This is a genomic window from Paenibacillus sp. GQ49 (assembly GCF_059759055.1).
In genome coordinates this window covers 1-18,790 of sequence record NZ_JCAXEL010000006.1, presented here as the reverse complement: position 1 = coordinate 18,790, position 18,790 = coordinate 1, and the positions used below count along the sequence as shown (strand labels likewise).

General features: G+C 44.7%; 17 protein-coding genes and 1 pseudogene. 7 read left to right on the top strand and 11 right to left on the bottom strand.

Going from position 1 to position 18,790, the window contains the following annotated elements; genetic code table 11:
• Positions 1-137: 137 nt before the first annotated feature.
• Both AC6CIF_RS12890 and AC6CIF_RS12885 read left to right on the top strand, forming a co-directional pair.
• Positions 138-719 carry a LysE family translocator gene (locus AC6CIF_RS12890; protein WP_076212299.1) on the top strand — a complete coding sequence of 194 codons (582 nt, stop codon included), beginning with the start codon at positions 138-140 and terminating at the stop codon, positions 717-719.
• A gap of 19 nt (positions 720-738) precedes the next feature.
• A complete protein-coding gene (locus AC6CIF_RS12885; protein WP_076212301.1) occupies positions 739-1,515 on the top strand; it encodes an AraC family transcriptional regulator in 777 nt (258 codons plus the stop codon).
• Between the two features lie 127 nt (positions 1,516-1,642).
• Here the strand turns inward: AC6CIF_RS12885 and AC6CIF_RS12880 are convergent, their stop codons facing one another.
• On the bottom strand, positions 1,643-2,215 hold the full coding sequence (locus tag AC6CIF_RS12880; RefSeq protein ID WP_076212303.1) for a hypothetical protein: 573 nt from the start codon (positions 2,213-2,215) through the stop codon (positions 1,643-1,645).
• Positions 2,216-2,383: 168 nt separating this feature from the next.
• On the opposite strand from AC6CIF_RS12880, the gene AC6CIF_RS12875 reads away from it, so the two are divergent.
• Positions 2,384-3,049: a phosphatase PAP2 family protein gene (locus AC6CIF_RS12875; RefSeq protein WP_083657149.1), complete on the top strand. Its 666-nt coding sequence runs from the start codon at positions 2,384-2,386 to the stop codon at positions 3,047-3,049.
• Between the two features lie 88 nt (positions 3,050-3,137).
• Here AC6CIF_RS12875 and AC6CIF_RS12870 read toward each other — a convergent pair whose 3' ends face one another.
• From AC6CIF_RS12870 to AC6CIF_RS12855, 4 genes are all read right to left on the bottom strand, one after another.
• Positions 3,138-4,244: a Ger(x)C family spore germination protein gene (locus AC6CIF_RS12870; RefSeq protein WP_498199934.1), complete on the bottom strand. Its 1,107-nt coding sequence runs from the start codon at positions 4,242-4,244 to the stop codon at positions 3,138-3,140.
• Between the two features lie 6 nt (positions 4,245-4,250).
• Positions 4,251-5,750 (bottom strand): spore germination protein, encoded by a 1,500-nt coding sequence (locus tag AC6CIF_RS12865; RefSeq protein WP_498199933.1) that lies wholly within the window; start codon positions 5,748-5,750, stop codon positions 4,251-4,253.
• Positions 5,747-6,865 carry a GerAB/ArcD/ProY family transporter gene (locus AC6CIF_RS12860; RefSeq protein WP_143760335.1) on the bottom strand — a complete coding sequence of 373 codons (1,119 nt, stop codon included), beginning with the start codon at positions 6,863-6,865 and terminating at the stop codon, positions 5,747-5,749. Before AC6CIF_RS12860 ends, AC6CIF_RS12865 begins: the two co-directional genes overlap by 4 nt.
• Before the next feature lie 212 nt (positions 6,866-7,077).
• On the bottom strand, positions 7,078-8,511 hold the full coding sequence (locus AC6CIF_RS12855; RefSeq protein WP_498199932.1) for a glycoside hydrolase family 1 protein: 1,434 nt from the start codon (positions 8,509-8,511) through the stop codon (positions 7,078-7,080).
• A gap of 309 nt (positions 8,512-8,820) precedes the next feature.
• Here AC6CIF_RS12855 and AC6CIF_RS12850 point away from each other — a divergent pair, with 309 nt between their 5' ends.
• Both AC6CIF_RS12850 and AC6CIF_RS12845 read left to right on the top strand, forming a co-directional pair.
• A complete protein-coding gene (locus AC6CIF_RS12850; RefSeq protein WP_498199931.1) occupies positions 8,821-9,762 on the top strand; it encodes a helix-turn-helix transcriptional regulator in 942 nt (313 codons plus the stop codon).
• A gap of 73 nt (positions 9,763-9,835) precedes the next feature.
• The gene (locus AC6CIF_RS12845; protein WP_498199930.1) at positions 9,836-10,651 is read left to right on the top strand and encodes a class I SAM-dependent methyltransferase; all 816 of its coding nucleotides are present in this window, start codon (positions 9,836-9,838) and stop codon (positions 10,649-10,651) included.
• A 98-nt stretch (positions 10,652-10,749) separates the two neighbouring features.
• Here the strand turns inward: AC6CIF_RS12845 and AC6CIF_RS12840 are convergent, their stop codons facing one another.
• From AC6CIF_RS12840 to AC6CIF_RS12830, 3 genes are all read right to left on the bottom strand, one after another.
• Complete coding sequence (locus tag AC6CIF_RS12840; protein WP_498199929.1) at positions 10,750-11,544, bottom strand: hypothetical protein; 795 nt, start codon at positions 11,542-11,544, stop codon at positions 10,750-10,752.
• A 123-nt stretch (positions 11,545-11,667) separates the two neighbouring features.
• The gene (locus AC6CIF_RS12835) at positions 11,668-12,084 is read right to left on the bottom strand and encodes a hypothetical protein (RefSeq protein WP_017686889.1); all 417 of its coding nucleotides are present in this window, start codon (positions 12,082-12,084) and stop codon (positions 11,668-11,670) included.
• 530 nt (positions 12,085-12,614) lie between these two features.
• Positions 12,615-13,316, bottom strand: a complete 702-nt coding sequence (locus tag AC6CIF_RS12830; RefSeq protein WP_498199928.1) for a CPBP family intramembrane glutamic endopeptidase — start codon at positions 13,314-13,316, stop codon at positions 12,615-12,617.
• A 91-nt stretch (positions 13,317-13,407) separates the two neighbouring features.
• Between AC6CIF_RS12830 and AC6CIF_RS12825 the strand changes: the two are divergent.
• A pseudogene (locus AC6CIF_RS12825) lies at positions 13,408-14,145 on the top strand (MerR family transcriptional regulator).
• A 37-nt stretch (positions 14,146-14,182) separates the two neighbouring features.
• On the opposite strand, the gene AC6CIF_RS12820 reads toward AC6CIF_RS12825, so the two are convergent.
• Entirely contained in the window at positions 14,183-15,463 is a 1,281-nt protein-coding gene (locus AC6CIF_RS12820; RefSeq protein WP_498199927.1) for an XRE family transcriptional regulator, read from the bottom strand.
• A 202-nt stretch (positions 15,464-15,665) separates the two neighbouring features.
• Between AC6CIF_RS12820 and fabV the strand changes: the two genes are divergently transcribed.
• Complete coding sequence (fabV, locus tag AC6CIF_RS12815) at positions 15,666-16,859, top strand: enoyl-ACP reductase FabV (RefSeq protein WP_498199926.1); 1,194 nt, start codon at positions 15,666-15,668, stop codon at positions 16,857-16,859.
• A 181-nt stretch (positions 16,860-17,040) separates the two neighbouring features.
• Here the strand turns inward: fabV and AC6CIF_RS12810 are convergent, their stop codons facing one another.
• Complete coding sequence (locus tag AC6CIF_RS12810) at positions 17,041-18,288, bottom strand: DNA glycosylase AlkZ-like family protein (RefSeq protein WP_498199925.1); 1,248 nt, start codon at positions 18,286-18,288, stop codon at positions 17,041-17,043.
• A gap of 49 nt (positions 18,289-18,337) precedes the next feature.
• A complete protein-coding gene (brfA, locus tag AC6CIF_RS12805; RefSeq protein WP_036617079.1) occupies positions 18,338-18,565 on the bottom strand; it encodes a ribosome rescue factor BrfA in 228 nt (75 codons plus the stop codon).
• Positions 18,566-18,790: the final 225 nt, after the last annotated feature.

The window sequence follows — 18,790 nt, the reverse complement described above, 5'->3', positions numbered from 1 at the left end:
GAAAACTCCCCCTTATCTTTTAAAAAGGAAGCTCCTGTTGCTAACCGTGTATCTGCTGCAATAATGTACTATATGGTATCTCCCTCTGGACGTATGATCATGGAACTAAACTACAACCAGAGGAGAGCATCAGCATTATGAATCTTGCATCTTTTTTAATCTACTGCATCGTCGTTACATTCACCCCCGGCCCCAGCAATATCGTAATTCTTTCTTCCGTACAACACGTTGGGGCACGTCAAACGATGCAATATGTGTGGGGAGCTACGCTGGCATTTGGTCTGCTGCTTACCGCTTCAGCTTTTCTTAATCAGCTTCTTGCGGGAGTGTTGCCAGGAATTCTAAAGGTGATGCAGATTGTCGGTGGCCTGTACATGGTGTATCTGGCGTACCAAATCTACAAGATGGGTTCCACGGAGGATGCACCAAAACAAGTTACCGGATTTTGGAACGGTTTCATCATGCAATTTGTGAATCCAAAGGTCGTCTTGTTTACTTTCACTGTCATCCCAAGTTATGTATTGCCCTTTTATCAAAGTTCATTTTCTTCGTTCCTGTTCGTGCTGTTAATTACCTTCATTGGATTCCTGGCCTATTCCAGTTGGGTTGTTTTTGGCACGGTTTTCAAAACATTGCTGAATCGGCACCAAAAATTACTGAGTATTCTCATGGCACTTTTTTTGTTATACTCAGCCATTATAGTATCCGGATTGATCTAAAGCTTGGGAGGTGTGCTGCATGGAACGGTTTAACTATAAAAAGTCGCAAGACGTGCTGGCACTATCCGCCAGCTTTACTGATTTTGCATACAAAAAACATTGCCATGAAGAGTATGCGGTCGGCGTAACCCTGCGCGGCATTCAACAATACAACCTGGACGGACAATATCAGGCCTCTCACCAAAATGGTGTCATGTTGTTTAACCGTGAACAGTCCCATGATGGAAGTTCCTATGATAAGGCTGGGATTGACTATGTGATGCTGTATTTGAAGCCGGATTTGGTAGAGGAGATTATAGGCAAAAAGGAATTGCGTTTTGGAAGTCCCATCGTCTATGATCCCGAGCTTGCCCGTAAGATCCTGATGCTGAACGACGCCGTTCAACTCAGACAGGACGAAGCCGAGTGTAGCGAACGGGTCTTCGATCTGGTTCACCTGCTGGCTCAGAAGGAAATGGACACCAAGCTCTGGTTGCCTCAGGACAACCTGGTCCGCAAAGCCAAGGAAATCATGTTTTGCAGCAACGAAGATGTGCTCAAGCTGGACAACCTAAGCTCCGAATTTGGCATGTCCAAGTTTCAATTTATCCGTGAATTCAAGGCACATGCAGGCATATCCCCCTACCAGTTTTTCTTAAACTGCAAGGTGGAGCGTGCCCGTCAATCCATCGAAACACACAAGGACGTCTATGCTGCTGTTGCCGATTGTGGATTCGTTGATCTGACCCATCTGAACCGACATTTCAAACGGGTATTTGGTGTCACGGCTTATGAATACATGTTGCAGCTGAACTAGTTCCATTGGATCGATAATCTCGACTCCAAATGGATAAAATTTGACGCCACTCCTGAAAATCCCCGTATAGAACGTCAATGTTTCTTAACGTTCTGTACGGGGATTGACTTCTTTTTTCGTTGGGCACTCAGATTCTTTTCTTTCGTCTCCAGATCCACACGACTGCCAACGCTGCCAATAAAATGACTCCACCATATAATATGAGTTGGATATATTCACTTCTCCCATCGGTGGTTTCTCCAAAATCTTCTTTACTTACAAGCTTGCCCGCACCCAGCAATTTCAGATCGTCTCCGGCTTGTTCAATTGGAACATTGCGACTGCACAGATTCGTATGAAGCTTATGATCCACTTCATATTGATAAGCATAGATCAGGTAGGACTGATTCTTTTCAAATTGAATGCCACAGGACTCAGAACCACCGTCACTCGCGAGAATTTTCATCTTTTTGGCATTAACCCCCTTCCATGCAGTATCTACATCAAAGGTATACTCTCTTAATAAGCCATCATGCTTCGACTGTTGAGAACGTCCCTTCTTCACCACTTCTCCTGTAAATACAGTTGTGTTTGTCTTCAATCTCTCTTGAACATCACTCTCGACACAACTGCAAGCATACACTTTCTCTCCGGGAAATAGAGCTAACCCAGACGTAACCAACAGTAAGACCAACATGCACATCACCAACCGTCGTTTCATTCCGCCCACTCCCCTATTAGATTCTCTGCTCAAACAACCGTGTTAAGGTTACATATTTTTATTGCTGCAATAATTATTGTAAAATTATAGCACAATACCAATATGGCTATGATCGCATTCGCAGACACAACCTACAAAATCAAACATCGCGGAGGAACTGAACATTTGATGCAAAACTGGAAAAGAAACGTCTCATTCCCGTTGCTCGTTGCAGCGTTATGCATGATCGCCTTTATAAGCATCGCCCTGTCCATCAGCGACAACCAGATTCATCGATTTGATGATACCTTAATCGGATGGATTCAGGGGTTGGAATCCCCTGGTATGACACAATTCATGCACCTTTTCACCTGGATCGGCAGCGAAATGCCAGTGGTCTTCATTACCATCATCGCCATGATTGTATTATACATTTTCCTGCGACACAAACGCGAACTGCTCTTCCTGGCTTGTGTGATCGCAGGTTCAACCCTGTTAAATGCATTGCTCAAGCTGGTATTCCAGCGTGCCAGACCTACCATTAACCGGATCATTGAAGTGAGCGGTTATAGCTTCCCCAGTGGGCATTCTATGGCAGCATTTAGCCTGTATGGTGGACTGGCCTTTCTAATCTGGAAACATGTACCCACCGTCACTGGACGTGTACTGATGATTATTGCCAGCGCCGTATTTATACTGACCATTGGGATAAGTCGTATCTACTTGGGGGTACATTATCCAAGTGATATTGTCGGCGGATACTTCTTAAGTGGTTGCTGGCTCTCCACATGCATCTGGTTTTATCGGCGGCATTTGGAACGCATGTCCCAACTGCAAAGCAGAAGGCTTGCCTAGGCGGCCCGCTGTTGTACTACACAAAGAAATACCCGGCTTTCCTTAACTGAAGGATAGCCGGGTATTTCTTTGTGTTAAATGTCCTATCTTATTCTTGAATCCCATCCTGTATGAGGTGCAAATCCACATGTAAGCGAATATCCATGGCAGAATAGTTCTTGTAGAATGTCTGGCTATTCCATTGACGGGTACGGCTTTTCACATAATCTCCGAAGCCTACAGGGTCCACATGTTCGGACTGAAATTTCTGAACAAGTCGATTGATTTTCTCTTCCATATGTTGTTGGATCTCATACTCCAGAGCTTTCATATCGTTGCCCGATAAGAGAAAGTCATTTTGAGAGTCTTTAATGACGGAAGCACTGATCCGAATGCTCGTATCCAAAGTCTTGGACTGTGGATCAGAAGACCGATGCTTTACGGATGAAGACAAAATTTTAAGCAATGCATAGTGAGGTTCTTTCGGAACAGATTGTGTCAAGTTAGGAACATCTGTGACAGGCACCAGAAACTTGCCGTTTTTAGCGTTCTCTGTCAGCAATTTCAAACATAATCCCTCCTCCTCATTGATCTGAAGCGTTGCGAGTTCACCCCTAAATATAACCAACCCATCCAATTCAATTTTCTGTTGTTCATTAAGGGTGAGCCTTGGAAGATAAATATCCTGCCCCTTGCTGAAATACTGGAACAACGTCTGATGCAAGCTTGAATGAGGGAGATTTGCATAATTGGCATTTTGCTCGATTAATTTCATCAGATATAACGGATCTTGAAAAGGCATGGATGCTTTAATAATATCCAGCGCCTTGCCTTCAGCAACCGCAAGCTGCATCCGTCTGGACACCTTTGTATTGTGAGACAGAATATGCAAAATATTACCAATACCATGACGTGCATATATTTCCCCGAGTACCATCACTCTTAACTGGCCGTATTCAATAGGTTCCTTCGACTGCATATTCATCCTTGACACAACGTCAAAGTTATTCGATGAATCGATCTCCATCAATCTAACATCACTTTTGTCTTTGTCGCTATACTCCCCAATCAGCACACTGTTATGGATGTGGTCGTCTTGCAGATCGTATGCGGAAGTCAGAACAAGACTGATCTTGTTAATGATACTGGTATCTTTACAGGAACTGAGAAGAAATATGACCATTAAAATCAACAGGATTCTGCCTATACGGTTCATACCTAATCACTCCTCGTCCAGACGATTTGTTCGATGCATTTTACCTGGCTTATAACGAATGAAAGAGAGTGGCCTCAAATAACTCGGACGGGTAGTCGTCTGTTCATAGGATGCTCGAATCAGGCTGTCTTTGAGATCATTGAACCGCATCGGGAAGAATGGCGACATGTATGGTGAACCTAAGGACTTCAAACGCGACAGATGAACCAGCAGAAAACAAAGTCCAATCGCAATGCCAAAAGCGCCCCAGATTGAAGCTAACAGAATAATCGGAAAGCGTAAAAAACGAATCGCATTCGACATTTTATAGATCGGTGTGACAAACGAAGCAAGCGCAGACAAGGATACAATAATAATCAACACATTACTTGTAAGCGCAGCTTCTACAGCAGCTTGTCCCAGAATAATGCCACCCACTACGCCTAGCGTTTGTCCGATACGATTGGGTAATCTCGCGCCGGCTTCCCGCAAAAATTCAATCGTCGTTTCCAGAAATATTGCTTCAAAAAGAGGCGGAAAAGGTACACTTTGCCTGGTAGAAATCAATTTGCCCAAAAGCTCTTTAGGCACAACTTCGTAGTGAAATGTCATTAAGGCAACATATAGCGCCGAGGCGAATAGGGAGAAAATCACCCCAAAGATGCGGATCAGGCGAAAAAAGGAACCCAGCGCCCAAGGCAGATAATAATCCTCCGGAGAGACAAAGAAATCAAACAACGTCGACGGGCCTGTTATAAAAGAGGGAGAGCCATCACTAATCACCGCCACTTGGCCTGTTATGAGTGCATAGATAACTCTGTCCCTGCGTTCCGTTGTGGTAAACAGCGGAAAAGGCGTGAACGAATTATCTGCAATCAATTGATCCAATTGTGAGGTATCAAATACAACATCAAAATCAATAGCCTTCAGTCGCTCTTCCATCCTCGTCACGTTGTCAGGATTGGCGATGCCTTCCACATAGAGAATGGCCACTTTGGACTGGGACAAGGACCCTACCGTTATTTCCTTTACAATCAGATTGGTTGTGCGCAGCTGCATACGAATCAAATGCAGATTAACTGCCAATGATTCCACGAAGCCAACTTTGGGACCTATTACACTGAACTCATTCTCGGTATCATTATTACTTCGGATTCCTTCCTTGCCTGCCATAGGAACGAGAATGGTCTCCTGTTCATGAATATGGCCTCGAATCAGCAGATTGCCCTGAAGAAGAGCTTGCAACACTTCATCACTCTGATCCGAAACTTTCAGTTCCTCCAGAGGGGTATGAGTTATCAGATCGTGCAAACTCACTACTGTGTCAATAGCAGTGTGCTCTTGCAACGCATGGATTACAATTTCCAGCAAATGACTGTCTACCAGCGTTTTATAATAGCAAAATTCGAGTGGCAAATTGCCAATGGTTATATCACGGGTCATGAAATCATCGGAACGACCACAGGCTGCAAGCACATCCGTAACGGACTCCAATCTTTGCTCTTGAGTATGGGCAGATAAGTTCATTCTTCATCTCCTTTGTCCGCGCTATTTGTGGTGTCCTTCGTGGGGGAGAACTGACCCTGATTGATTCGGAACAAGGAGAATAGAAAAAGAAGCGGAAGATACATATAGATCAACACTTCTCCAATTCGCATATACACCTCTGTCATCATCTCAATCTGGTTGGTATCTCTAATGATCAAGATTAAAATCACGAAGATTACCACAGCGAACCTCAGACCCAGGGTGGGTCTGATCGACCTCTCTAATTTCAGACAATGACAGGCCGCCCAGAGTCCCAGCGTAATAATCGCTAACATTTTCAATAACCAGAAAGACAAGACCAGATACTCCATGCGTTGGATCAAGGGCATTTCGATAATACTGATCAGATTGAGTGTGGGCCACAGATGCTCTTTCATTTGTCCGTGACTGAAGAACATAAAGGCAAATGTGAAAAAAACCAGGTACACCACTGTGGCGGTAATGACTGCAGCATAAGCCCATTTAATCGAACGTTCGGGTGTTCGGATAAAGGGATAAACGACCAGCAGAATACCGCAGCCGATAAATTCGTGGAGCATATCCCGTGTTGAAAGCCAGATGGAGGAGGCATCATGATCCAAAATCGGCAGCAAATTGCGAGGATGTAAATAGGATGACACTAGAAAAATTTGTGGAAAAACAAGCACGAGAATGAACAGGGTTCCCCAAAGACACATACCTGTTACCGACTGTATCCCGCCAGCCACGCAATAGTAGGCTATTACCAATATTGCCAGACTGATTAACCAGGTATTTTGGGTAGGCAGAACCCATAATTGAACAATATGAACATAGGAAAGGAAGGCCACAGAAGAACCCAGCACAAAGTACAACATAAAAATCCAGTTGATGATGGAGCCTGCGTACCTGCCCCAATAGCGTTGATTGATGTGTACAAGCGTAGCTTGGGTCGGGGATTGGCGCCCCAGCAAAACATACATCATTTTAATAACTCCGGCTACAATAAAAGAGGCAATCACGATGCTGATCCAACCATCGTTCTCTGCCCCGTGAAGCATCTTATATTGAAAATTCATCAAACCAACACTGACCAAACTGACATATAACACAAAAAATATATGAATGGGCGACATATTGTAGCGGTTCCCAGACGCGTCCACAGAAATCTCACCTTTCTAAAATCAGTTATCAACGATTCCACAGTGTCCGTAAAGTAGATTTAAAATATCATAGTTAGGTTAGTCACTTTAGTTCAGTATGTAAATAAATCTGCATTTTATGCACCACAATACAAAAACCCGCCTGTCCCATGCATAGGAACAAGCGGGTATTGATTTATGCCAAATTATAACTCTTCACCATTGGATTCGATAACTTTTTTGTACCAGTGGAAACTCTTCTTCGGTGTTCTGCTCAAGTCTCCGTTACCGTCGTTGTCTTTATTGACATGAATGAAGCCATAACGCTTCTTCATCTCTCCAGTGGAAGCACTAACCAGGTCGATACATCCCCACATCGTGTAGGCAATGAGATCTACGCCGTCAGCTACCGCTTCTTTCATCTGTTCAATGTGACCTTTCAGATAATCAATGCGATAGTCATCCTGAATGGAGCCATCTTCCTCTACCACATCGATAGCACCCAGACCATTCTCAACCACCATCAGTGGAATCTGATAACGATCATACAGATGATTCAGCGTGTAACGCAGTCCTTTTGGATCAATCTGCCAACCCCAGTCGGAAGCTTCGAGATATGGATTTTTGATACCGCCCAGCAGATTACCTTCTGCTCTCTCGAGGGACTCATCCGCACTTTCAACCAAAGACATATAATAACTGAAGGAATAGAAGTCTACGCAGCCTTCACGCAAAGTCTGCTCGTCTCCCGGTTGCATCTCGATCTGGATACCTTCTTCGGCGAAGAAACGTTTGGCGAATCCAGGATACGCTCCACGAACCTGTACATCACCGCAGATCATATTGGAAATTTGGTCTTTCTTCTGTGCAAGCAACATGTCGTCCGGGTTACATGTGTTTGGATAGGTGGTCATGAAAGCGACCATACAGCCGATCTGGAAATCAGGGTTAATCTCATGTCCCAGCTTCACCGCTTTGGCACTCGCAACGAATTGGTGATGTAATGCCTGGAAACGAGTCTGAGGATCATCCACTCCGTCGACCAATGTCTCTTTACCTTCAAACAGAATACCTGCAGCCATATATGCACCCATCGGCATCGTCAGACAGTTGATTTCGTTAAACGTCAGCCAGTATTTGACCTGATCCTTGTAACGGTTGAACAGGGTTGTACAATAACGGATATAACAATCGATAACTTCACGGGAAGCCCAGCCATTATACTTCTGTGTCAGACCAAATGGCGTTTCATAATGGGAGATCGTTACGAGCGGCTCAATATTGTATTTTTTCAACTCGGCAAAAACATTATCGTAGAACTTCAATCCCTCTTCGTTTGGCTCCAGATCATAACCGTTCGGATAGATCCGGGACCAGTTGATGGACATGCGGAACATTTTGAAGCCCATCTCTGCCATCATGGCAATATCTTCTTTGTAATGTCCGTAAAAATCAACCGCTTCATGGCTCGGATAATACGTGCCCTCTTCCAGTACAGGCGTAATCCGGCGTGGAATCGTGTGTGTTCCTCCTGTCATCATGTCAGACGTGCTTGGCCCCTTGCCACCTTGATTCCATCCACCCTCGAATTGATTGGCAGCCGTAGCGCCACCCCAGTAAAATCCTTCTTTCATTGTCATGACCAGTTCCTCCTTCATATTTAACTCATTTCGATATAAAGTGCTTGATATTATGCGAGTAGCCGTTCCGGTCACGAATCGTTCTTCTGATCGCTGTTATCCTCGGATTTCTTTTATTCCCATTTCTAAATGGAAAAATCCGATGATAAATGCGAACACTTCGTTTCTTCAGAATCGATATCGTCCCCTTCACTACTTCGCAATAAATGAAGAACAAAATTATAAGACTGAGTCAAAATGTCTTGGTAAGACTTTTACATTAGTGTACCACCCATACCCTGACACCTATTGTCATGGTATAATCAGAGCATGGAAAATAACCGACTATTTCGAATGTTGCTTTTGTTATTGGAGAAAAAGAAAGCCACCGCACCCGAACTCGCCCGTATGTTCGAGATTTCTGTACGTACGGTGTACCGCGATATCGACCGGTTGAGCGCTGCGGGCATTCCCGTCTATACAACGACCGGCAAACATGGCGGTATCCATCTGATGGACAACTATGTCATGGACAAGTCCCTGTTGTCGGAAGAAGACCAGAACGAAATTTTGATGGGGCTATACAGCATCAGTGCAATCCCACACCTTAATAGTGCTCATATGCTGCAACGGTTAACCGCCCTGTTTGATCACAAGCTGGACTGGATCGAATTCAATTTCTCACCATGGGGCAGCATTCCCCTGCAAGAGAGAGAACTGTTCAATCAGGTGAAACAAGCCATATTAACGAATCAACTGATTACGTTTCATTATGTTAATTCGGATGGTGAGAAAAGCATGCCAACTGTGGAGCCACAGAAGCTTATATTCAAAAACAGTACATGGTACTTCAAAGGGTACATTCATAATGATCCTGATCGGAAAGAATTCGAGACATTCAAAATGAAACGGATCACTCAATTGACCTTTCTAACGAGAAAACATGATCAACCTGTTCATGCGGGGTCAACCTACCCTGAATCAGAAGCAGCTCCTGTCCTGACTCCTCTGACACTCTCGTTCTCCAGCAACATTGCATACCGAGTACATGATTTTTTCGAACCTTCCCTCATTAAAAAAGAGCCTGATGGCAGGCTCCGTGTGTCTCTCGAACTGAATGTAGGGGAATGGCTCTACTCCTTCCTGCTGTCATTTGGTTCCGAGCTGACCGTAATCGAGCCTGTTCATGTTGGACAGGAATTGCTCAGACGTCATATCAAAGCTGTTGAACATTTGCAGAACGTCATGAACAAACTTCCCAACCATGAATGATATAATATAGGCCTATATAACTTTTGATCACAGCTGACTCTACGTCATCCATCTGACCGAAGGAGGTTTATCCATGCAAGACATTAGACGCAACAATGTGGAACGTTTCAAAGGTTTTGGTACGTTATACGATCAGAACCGACCAGCTGCTCCCACTGAAGTGGTGGATATTCTAACGACATATCTTGGCAGCACACCGCGTATGGTCGCAGATGTTGGCTGCGGCACCGGCTTATCCTCTTGGATCTGGCTTAATGAAGCTGAGCGTATCATCGGCTTTGAACCCAGCGATGACATGAGGTCTGTAGCAGAATCCAAGTGGGAATCTGCCGGGAAGCCGGATAACCTCCGTTTTGTGTCCGGCTTGTCTCATGACCTCGGACTACCAGATGGCAGTGTCGATGTGCTAACCTGCTCCCAATCATTTCACTGGATGGAGCCGCAACCCACACTACGTGAGTTTGCACGTGTACTTCGTACAGGGGGCGTATTTGCAGCCTACGATTGCGACTGGCCGCCAATGTTAGACTGGCAGTTAGAACAAGCCTATCTGCAGCTGAATAAGGAAGCAGATCAACGAGCAGCCAGTCTGGCTCCCCAGGATAGTCAGGCACACAAATGGAGCAAGGATGGGCATTTGCAGCAGATTCAGCAGTCTGGGTTGTTCCGATATGTCCGGGAAATCGTGTTTCATCACCACGAGACATTCACAGCCGATCGATATGTCAATCTCGCCCTGAGCCAAGGCGGCCTGCAAACGGCGTTGAAGTTCGGAGCGGATGATCTATTAACAGCTGCTGACGAGTTCAGAGCGCTGGCTAATCGTGTATTTGACGGAGAATCCAGAAAAGTACTCTTTTCTTATCGCATGCGCCTTGGTATTGTCTGAAAACCGTCCGTTGCTTGCATCTCTCGTACATACCAAATGAAAAAGGGGGTCCTGCACGTCATAAACATGATCTCTAGGACCCCCTTTTGTCTACATCCTCAGGAAGAGAATAAGTCACTTAATTGTCGCTCCTGTACACTCAATGCCAACACCAATTTTGTTGGATCTTGTCTTGAATAGATGACGTTAATGATATGACCTTGCTGCACCTGCGGCAGCGCAGATGACAAAATTTCTTTTTGCGTTGTCACATTAAAGGTTTTACCGTTCGTTTTCGTTATGCTGAGTTTGAGCTGAAGCTTGATCTTATTACTGCCTCCACTCCCAAGTGGAGTGACATCAAGGATCTTGGCCATCGCTTTTTCCCCTGTTCTTGCAATATCCATCATTTCAGGTGATACCCCTTGCTGTACCATTTTTTCATCCAACAATTGCTGCATATCCTCCTGTGATAATTGCCCCTTCATATCAAGCCCTACCTTGCGCTCATCCTTTACGGAAACAACTAACGGAATGAAACTGCCCGGCTGAAACTGTGCCATGGAGGTCAGTGGAATGACGGCTTTCATCTCCGTATCGTATTTCTCGCGCCCCTTACGCGACACCGTCAGACCCAATCGAACCTCAGGCTGTTCATTAATATACGTCCCCGTCTGTTGTATAGTCTTAATGACCCCCACTGCTGGTAAACCTGTCTTCACTCGACCTACGCCAAAAATATTGCTCAAAATCGCAGGAACAAAGATCAGTGCAAACCCGGCAAAGATCGCCGGAGTATACCACCATGCCTGCATAATCATAAACGGATCATTCCACAGCTGTTGTGCCAGAAATGGGGAGAACCCCACTCCGAACACCGTTAATACACCAATGAATCTCAGGAAACCTACCATATGATCCACCCTCTCATAATATTTCTCTTAATATCTCTATCAACACCTGGAATAGTATATCTATCATTCGTTGTTATACGCATTATTCAAATAGAGTATCACTGTCCTATAACCAAATACCTTCTAGATGGACAGTAGCCCCATGTAGATCAGTTCGGACGGATTTGCTGGATTTTGACCTAACCCCACCCGATCGCCTACTCGTGGAATCTGCATTTTGGACACCAGTGTCTCCAATGTTCGCTGATACTGGTTGCCATTCGTTTCTGTCACATCCAACACAAGCACAACAATCGGATCAAAGTTGATCAGTTTGCCTGTATCGGTGATTGTCACCACCGTTGCTGTTGCCGTTAAAGGCAGAGAACCACTCGCCGCCAACTGTGCCTGCTTTGCCGAATCCAGACTTTGGTTGATCGCATCCCGATGTTCCTTTGATACAAAACCTTTCATCATCATGCCCGTGAGTCCTTTATTCATCATTTTATCCGCTTTAGCAATTGCATCTTCCTGTTTGTTCTTTTTACCGAACCATCCCATATCAAACACCTCATTTGTTTTATTTGTTTTTAGAAGTTGTTCAAAAAGTCCACTTTTGATTACGAATCATGCCTAGCGGCATCATCAGCATCGAATATGAAATTCAGCCGAAATGTCCGTTGCTCACGTAGGTCTCCTACGCTCCGCTACTCCATTTCTATCTTCATTCCATCTTCTCGGTACTGAAAACCAGACTTTTTGAACACGTATTTATAGTTAAATTATAAACACCGTGACTTGTCCTTGAATACCCTTCTGGCGGCATACAAAAAAAACGAAAAATCCGGCAATTGAATTACGGGATAATCGTTTCTTTGGTAAGGAATGATGCTAATTCCGCAAAAAAGATCTGCTAATCCGATCTTCATTTCACGATTGGCGGCCATATTTTGTGCCAAATACGTTGCATTGCACAAAATTACAGCCCAAATATTCATTTTCAAATGTGTACAAACTAGTGATCCTCTCCATATAAGTGACTCCAAAAGACTCATTAGCACTAATTGTGTATCCTTAACTTACTCATCATTCTAACTCATCGCGGTTAACACTACGGCAATCGTATTAAACACACCGTGAACAATCATGCCGGGCACGACCGATCCTGTTCGTTCATAGGTCCATGCAAGTACAACCCCACTAATAAAATTCACGGGCATGGCATTAATCGTGGGATAGTGTGCAAGTGTAAAGATCAGTGCACTAACAACAATCGCCCATTTCATTCTAATACGAGTCCGTAGCCAGCGATATATGAATCCGCGGTAAAAGATCTCCTCATAGAATGGTGACACAAATCCAGCCGAAACAATACCAATAACGATAGTAAAAAGAGTTACATCTCGCTGCAGACTCTCTGTTTTGCTGTTTTCTACCGTATTTCCAAGAAAACTCGTGAGATATATTGCTGTCATACTAAAAATGATGAGAAGCAGTAGCCAAAGTCCAATTCTCCACCAATCTCTCACAGGAAATTCCTTCACTCCTACATCTCTCCACGACAGCTTTTTGGGTCGTAAAGCAATCAAATACAGTCCCGTTAAAAGTGTAATTGCGATGGTAAGCCCTGTGAGTGTCCCTGAATAAAGCGTATTCTCAAACCACTTCTCATACATGGACTGTATCGCGTATTTGATAACGAACATTACAAATACGAATTCCAGAGTGAGTAATACAATTAACTCACGCCAAGTCCAATGATCCATCTTCTTCCACATTACCGATCTAGTCATCCTTAATCCCTCAATCCTCTGTTATTTATTATAATGATATTAGGTGACGTAACGTCACCTGCAAGCATTTTTATGGGAGGGAATAAATAACATGCCCAGATGGACAACAGGACAAGTATCCAAACAGAGGAATATCTCCGTTAGAACACTACGTTATTATGATCAGATCGGTCTACTAACACCGAGTCATAAGGAAGATAATGGGCGCCGTTATTATTCAGAGGAAGATTTATTCACGCTTGAAAAGATTACGTTGCTTAAATCACTATCACTATCGCTTGAAGATATTCAAAATGTAATGAACAAGCTATCTTTTCGTCATATTCTGATCGCACATCATAATCATCTTCAGGAGCAGTTAACTTCAATTCAGGGTAGTATTGTAAATACTACGTCTTTGATCAATATGATAGATCTAGAAGGCATACTTTCCTGGGATCGGGTTTCGCATCTGGTCCATAACGTACAGCCCATTTCTAAACAGTGGATCGATTATTTTGATACTGAAGAAGTTGCCTTTCTATAGAGATCATTACCGAATCTTAGTAATAACGATAAGACTACTCAACAATATGTCTCCTTGATACGCCGGATTGAGTGGTGCATACAGGAATCTGTTCCTCCACAATCCGATGAAGGCTATAACATTGCCTGTGAATTAATGAAGTTATCACACGATACTTTTAATGGAGATGAGAAATTGATGGAAAAGTTTTGGGAAGTGAGGAAACTCCCTGCTACGGAGTCAGGACTATACCCTGTATCAGACGAAGTCCTGAACTTTGTGGAGCTTAGTACTGCTTACGCTCATGAAACAGAGTCGAAATAATCCATCTTTTCCAAACAGATAATATTATATTTCCGCTCTATTTTTTGCGTAACAGATATACCAGCTTCCGATAATACATGGCTGCTTCCTTGTATTTCCGCTGATCCTCGGATACTACGGCCATCCCCTCATATAACGGTTCAAGCCGCATGACATGCTGCGCGGATTCAAAATAAGGCAGACACGCAAGTGCCCGCTCCATGAAAACTTCGCGATCTCCATGCGCAAGAGCCAGATGGCTTTGGTAGAAGGTTGCGCTCATCTGCTGGTCCTGTGTTGTGGCACATTTCAAGAGTTGATCTACACTCTGTGCGAGCACGCCCCAGTTCTTCCGTGCCAGAGCCACTTCGCATCGATACACACTGACGAGCGGCTGCATTGCGAGCTGTGTTTCTTCCGTTTCCTGCTGCAATAGCGATTCAAATCGTTCAATCTCCGCCTGTGCCTGATCCAGTTCACCTGTCATCGTCAGCATGACAATGCGATTGTTGGCAATTGCCGTCACCAGATCTCCCTGGTTGCTGGCATACACGAGGTTTGCCTCCGCCATCGTTAATGCCGAGAGTGCCTCCTGAACCAGCCCCATCGTGAAACAATAGCCACTATATGCCACATATAACCCGGACAACCGATGGAACATCCGTTGATCATAGACATGACGCATCGTAAGCTCGAATACCTGTTTTGCCTCTTCATACTGTTTGACCTGAATATAGGCTTCCATCTTGATATTTTGCACAGACAACCAGAATTCACTGCCAGGAAGCGCCAGGTCACTGAGCCTGCTTGCATGAGTTAATACATCCACAAAGGCCATTTTGGAACGATAATACTGTATTTTATAGAATAAAAGTGCTTTGACTAACGGACGCGGCAGATCAATATCATCTGGACGACCGTACTTCTCCAGGTAAAAATTAAGGTAGGACGTATGTATATACTCATGAGCCGTTGCATCGTTTAATTGCTGATAATAGACTGCCTTCATCAAAGCTGTTGTCAACTCTACGGTCAACGTGTCATCCCGATCTGCCAGTGCATGCACCGTATCTTCGGATATCGCCGACGCTGGAACAGACATTTGTTCGAAAACAACCTCTGCTCGTTCGAGTGTTTCCTCGTCCTGAGCCGCAGCTTTTAGAATATAGGAAGGGGATACCCCAAGACGCCCGGCGATGGCTTCTGCCAAGTCCTCAGGTAGCGGATAACGATCAGCCAGAATATTGGCAAAGTGGGCCTGCGTGACCAGACCTTCCACAAGGTCTTTACGGGAGATTTGTTTTCTTTTGCTTAGCAGTTCAATGCGTTCCTTCAGCATGGTATCCCTGTCCTTTCTGTCCTAACAAGCGAGTACATTCTATTCACATCATCGCAAAATTAGTGATATAACGCCACCCTTCCGGCGAAATCAACGAAACGGTTTCCGTTTCCGAGGTAATTGTTTTACAATAAGAAAGTATGTGTAAGAGCATTTTATCGAAATGCTGAAACATGAGCTGAATATGAAAGGATGCAAATAAATGATTATTAAACCAAGAACACGTGGTTTTATTTGTACCACTTCCCATCCTGTAGGTTGCGCTGCGCAAGTGCAGGAACAGATTGATTATGTGAAATCCCAGCCTGAGCTGAAAGGACCGCGTAATGTGCTCGTGATCGGTGCTTCCACCGGATACGGTCTGGCGTCACGCGTTGTTTCTGCTTTTGGAGCTGGAGCGAATACAGTCGGCATTTATCGTCCAAGCAGTTCCACAGAGAAACGTACGGCTTCTGCAGGCTGGTACAACTCCGCTGCATTCGAAAAAGCCGCTGAGGAAGCAGGCCTGAAATCGTACAGCATTACAGGTGATGCATTCGCAAACGAAACACGAGACAAAGCCGTTGAACTGATTCGCAGTGAACTCGGTCAAGTCGATCTTGTTGTATACAGCGTAGCCTCGGCACGACGTACCGATCCGAACACGGGTGAAGTATTCAACTCTGTGCTGAAGCCAATCGGACAATCCTACACGAACAAAACGGTAAACTTCCACACAGGCGAAATCAGCTCTGTTACCCTTGAGCCGGCAACCGAAGAGGAAATTCGTCAGACGGTAACCGTAATGGGTGGAGACGATTGGGAACTATGGATGGATGCCCTGCAACAAGGCGGCGTGCTTACTGATGATGCAACAACGATCGCATTCTCCTACATCGGTCCTGAACTTACCCATGCCATCTATCGTGATGGTTCCATCGGTCAGGCCAAGAATCATCTGGAAGCGACTGCACACAAGCTGAATGATCGTCTGAGTGCAACAGGTGGACGTGCATACGTAACTGTAGCTAAAGCGCTGGTGACTCAATCCAGCTCCGCGATTCCAGTCGTACCGCTGTACATCTCAGCATTGTACAAAGTCATGAAAGAAAAAGGCTTGCACGAAGGCTGCATTGAGCAATTGCAACGTCTGTTCGCTGATCGCTTGTATACGGGAGGAGAAGTTCCAACCGACGCTCAAGGTCGTATTCGCATTGACGATTGGGAGATGAGAGCTGACGTTCAGGAAGAAGTGGCGAAGCTCTGGAATGAGTTGACCACAGAGAACATCTACGATCTGTCCGATCTGGAAGGTTACCGTCGCGAATTCTTCCAGCTGTTTGGTTTTGAAACCGATGGTGTGGATTATGAAGCAGATGTTGATCCCAACGTTGAAATGCCTCATCTGGTGAACTAAAGAAGTTTGGGCGTGGACGTGAGCTTAGATTTTCGTTAGAGCTAACTTGTGGATATCATGTTAAAGATCTGATTTTAAAATCGATGAAGGGGAGCCATCTGGCTCCTCTTTTTTTTGCCCTTTTAAAATCACTCAACAATTCCAATTTCCGTGTCCATACATTCTTTCATGTATTCCCTAATCAAATCGATTTAAGCAGCTTTTTCAACTCTTTTGGTACCGTCTTCTCGATAGTAATGGAACGTGCTCCATGCATGGACGCAAAGAATTGAAGTCCCTCCCGAAAATCCGTAATCCATTCCTCCACAGGTGGAGCAGTCTCTTCCATCGATAACAAACGAACGGTAAGTACTCCAGTTTTGCGATCAAGTCGTGGGTCCATACGTCCAATCAACCGATCACCGTGAAGAATAGGCATGGCATAATAACCGTAGGTTCTTTTCACCTCTGGCGTATAGATCTCCCATTTATAGTGAAAATCAAATAAATCAACAATACGTTCTCTTCTCCATAACAGGTTGTCCAGCGGTGGCAGGAAACGGACCGGGCCAGACGGATCATAGTGTGGCTCTTCCTTTTCCATATGCAGCAGCAAATCCTCATCTTCAGCACGAATATAATAAGGCGTCGCCACGTCCTCCACCTTAAGCGGGATCATTCGCCCATCTGACACACGGGCAGCAATATCGGCGCGTCGTTCAGCCGCTGTAGATTTCAGCCAACCCAGACGGGGATCACGGGCATCTACGACACGATACGCATGAATGTATTTATCCAGCAGAGCCTGTCTCTGGGCCAACACATCGATGTCTTCTTTTATCGTAAGTCCCTGTTGTTGCAATCCGGATTCGGTAATATGAAAATAACGTTCATTCCCCTGCCTCGCCACCACACGAATCACAGCGGAGTCTAACAGTAAATTCAGAGCAAGTGTGGTATCCTTCGTCTTAGGCACATCTGCACTGTCCCAATAACCACTTACCCGTTCAACAGCACGGAAGGCTCTGGAAGGTAAAGGTCCTTCTTCCTTCAAACGCTGTAACACATGCTGCACTGTTTTCTCCAGACCTTGCAAGGACGGAGCCAGACGCTCCCTTAATCGAGCACGCACAGGTTCAAAGAGAGCATAATCCTCGATTGGAATGACACAAGCAGCATTTGCAAAATATTCAAACACCTTGTGATCACTCAGCAGCGCATTTAAACTGTTAGAAGTATAACCAGGGTCGCGAACACCCAGCACCAAATGCTGGTTCCCGGTTACAGCAGCCACAGGATCGATCTGCACACAGCCAAGGGAGCGGATCAGACTCATCACTTGGTCGGGTCCCGAAGGTAAGGAAACTGCGGGCCAACGTCCAAGTAAAGCTTGCGTTTGCAGCAAAAAACGCCGAACGATTTTTTTATTCATGTGCAGCGCTGTTGTCATATGTATAGGTTCTTCCCTTCATTTAGTGTACAAAATTCTATCATTTTACTTATCCAGCAATCCGTTCCTTATGGACAAAATAAAAAGAAGCACCACCATCCTGGATGATCTGCTTCTTGTGTTTGACCTTTTGCAACTTTTCCTGCTTCGTAGGCATGAGTCGTACATGCTGGGATAACGCACCATAATCTCCGTTAACTCTTCGGCTCTGTTCCGAGCACCATTGACCTGACCGCTCTGCTTTGCGTAATGCTTTTTGTGTTTGTGTACGTGCCATAATGGATCACACACTCCTTTGGTTGATATACACTCAATATATCATGTGCAGCTACACAAGTGAAGGTGAAGCTTTTTTGTTGAAGCGGATAAGTAAATATATCTTCCAAATTATAATTATTTAAGCTATGGCAGAGGGAAACTGCAACGTAAATTGCCCATTTTCCTCAAGAAGAGTGAATACAACCTGCTGCAATATATAAATTAATATAAAAGTTCTTGAAAT